The 2,189-nt window shown below is 47.9% G+C and carries 2 protein-coding genes and 1 pseudogene; all 3 read right to left on the bottom strand.

What is annotated here, in order from left to right:
* Positions 1-70: 70 nt before the first annotated feature.
* The 3 genes and pseudogenes from ABD892_RS10995 to ABD892_RS10990 all read right to left on the bottom strand — a co-directional run bounded on the left by ABD892_RS10995 (position 71) and on the right by ABD892_RS10990 (position 2,110).
* Positions 71-631, bottom strand: coding sequence for a pseudouridine synthase (locus ABD892_RS10995; protein WP_345195688.1), 561 nt, complete (start codon positions 629-631; stop codon positions 71-73).
* Positions 568-993: a putative iron-sulfur cluster-binding metallochaperone gene (locus ABD892_RS27090; protein WP_425559234.1), complete on the bottom strand. Its 426-nt coding sequence runs from the start codon at positions 991-993 to the stop codon at positions 568-570. Before ABD892_RS27090 ends, ABD892_RS10995 begins: the two co-directional genes overlap by 64 nt.
* Positions 994-1,598: 605 nt before the next feature.
* Positions 1,599-2,110: pseudogene (locus ABD892_RS10990) on the bottom strand (IS91 family transposase).
* Positions 2,111-2,189 lie beyond the last annotated feature (79 nt).

Raw genomic sequence — 2,189 nt, 5'->3', positions numbered from 1 at the left:
TGCCTGAAGAGCACAGGGGACGCTCTCTTCATTCAATTTAGCCTTACTTCTTCAGATCGTTAAGCGGGAGTTAAGGCAATGTCACCTCGTAGGTCTTGGCAAGCTTGGTCTCGGGTAAACTGACCTTGCGGGACCACGCGCCATCGTTGGTCAATAACACCAGCCCCGTGGTATTCAAATCCAGCCGACCCACAATGTGGAGTCCGCCCTTCTGAGGGTGCTGAATCATATCCAGCACGGTGGTGTGCTGACGGTCTTTCGTGGCGCTGACAACCCCTTTGGGTTTGTTCAGCATGAGATAGACGGGCAGTTTATCATTTAAACAGTGACCATCCAGTACGACATGGGTGAATTCAGTCACTGTCTGTTGCACGGAATGCGCCGGATGGCCATCTAACAGAATCCGTTTTTGTGCAATCAGATAACGGGTATCCGACATCGAGAAAGCACTGTGTTTGCTGATGAAGCGATCGAGCCGGTAGGTCTTGGATTTCATGGAATGATGATAAATCGATTGCGCTTCAGAGCAATAAGTATTTGTGATGTTCAACGTTGGAACCAGGGCTTTTATTGCCTGGAAAAATCCGCCAGGCAACACTTTCCTGATGGATTCCTGGTTTCGCAAGCGCATTGTTGTTGCCTGGTTTCCTTAATAACGAACTGGCGTGTTTGTGGGTTATTTTTTGCTTCTGATTTCGTGACACCATAGCAATAGCAGACAAGCCCATTCTCTGATTTTTCCTTCACGCCAACCTCTGTTCTTACCGCGGCCTTTTCGATGACCGAATTATCCTGACCGAAGTACACCACTGAACAATCGGGATCGGAGCAGAAGAAATACCCTTGATCCTTAGCATTCCATAACCAGGGTTCCTTGATATGGTGTTTTATCGTTGTTGAGGAAACGGAGGCATATTCCTTTCCATTGGCAGGGCATCTGTGTTTTTTCGGAAAAGGCTTTGGATTGCAGGAGGCTGAGCAACAATCTGACATGACCAGGTCCTTTGTGGTGCTAACGCTTTGATAAACGGCGCACTCTAGCGCGTAAGCTGGTGAGCGCTTCTGAGCTACAGAAGCGCTCTCGGTATTATGAGTGTGCTGTTTCATTAACTTGTTGAACGCGCCCTTGCACGGTCTTTTCGTATGGATTTAACGGTAAGTTACTGTTGTCGTAAACCCGCTCAATATTGTCTGTTTGTGGAACATACTGCAGACATTACTCTTTTCTCTGAGCATTTTTCCGTTACCTGTCGTTACCTTGTGAGTGGCAAACCGGTTGCTGGCCAAAGGTGATCCGTCAGGTTTCACTGATGTGCTCCCGCTATTGGTCAACAGGTTAACAAACTGTGTTGGTAAGTCGGATCCCGACCTCGCCGGAACCTTTCTTTGATGACCAACGGTTTTCGACAGGTTGGACAGCAGGCTTGCTCTGTTCTTCCAATACGTGCCAGGTAGGTCTGCCAGCTCAGTGTCGTATCAGTTTTAACGACACGTTGTTGTTTATGTGTTTTCCTTGCCAGATCCAGGACGGAACGTTTTCCGCTGGTATAGAGCCCATAGCAACGTAATGTTCGTTGGCCTTTATCGGGAACATGAATCTACAGTTGTTTGATAAACCCGTATTTTGAAAATGACCGGTTCTCAGTCTTACCGGATTGATGGCTCAGGTATTTCAGTTGAATACGGTTCTCGTTAAGACTGATCTGTCGATTATGAATCGGGCCGCCTTTGACATAGCGCGCCAGATAAGTAATGACGCCCTTACCCTGACTGTAAGGCTTCATGACTTCGACATGCCAGTTTGTACGGCTCATCTCGTTAAGCAACAGACTGAAGCTGTTCTGGTTGAAAGTATCAGGTAATCGCAATGACTCTTTCGCTGCCCTCTTGGCAGCACAGAACTTTCCCCGGAACAGCCTCATAACAACCCTGAAGGGCAGAAAACAACCTTTGGCAGGGAGTATCCATTCTCCTTTTGTGTTAATCCACCATTGGTTACCAGGCAGTGAATGTGTGGATGCAGGCTGAGATTTCTGCCCCAGGTGTGCAGATTCAACAGAAAGCCACAGTCGGCACCTAAATATTTCGCATCACTCAATAAGGCTTTCACGGCAAGATCATGAAGCCCCTTGCCCCGCAAGGACTTCAGCCAGAAACGCTGTGCTTCGTGAAGCTTTCTTCTGCTTTCT

Origin of the sequence: Kistimonas scapharcae, from assembly GCF_039540975.1 — a bacterium.
GTDB classification, from domain to species: domain Bacteria; phylum Pseudomonadota; class Gammaproteobacteria; order Pseudomonadales; family Endozoicomonadaceae; genus Kistimonas; species Kistimonas scapharcae.
Note: the sequence above shows the minus strand (reverse complement) of the source record. Positions and strands in the feature narration are given on the sequence as shown.

Coding starts and splice junctions, on each gene's coding strand:
- ABD892_RS27090 (WP_425559234.1), bottom strand. CDS start 993: ATGTCAGATTGTTGCTCAGCCTCCTGCAATCCAAAGCCTTTTCCGAAA.
- ABD892_RS10995 (WP_345195688.1), bottom strand. CDS start 631: ATGCGCTTGCGAAACCAGGAATCCATCAGGAAAGTGTTGCCTGGCGGA.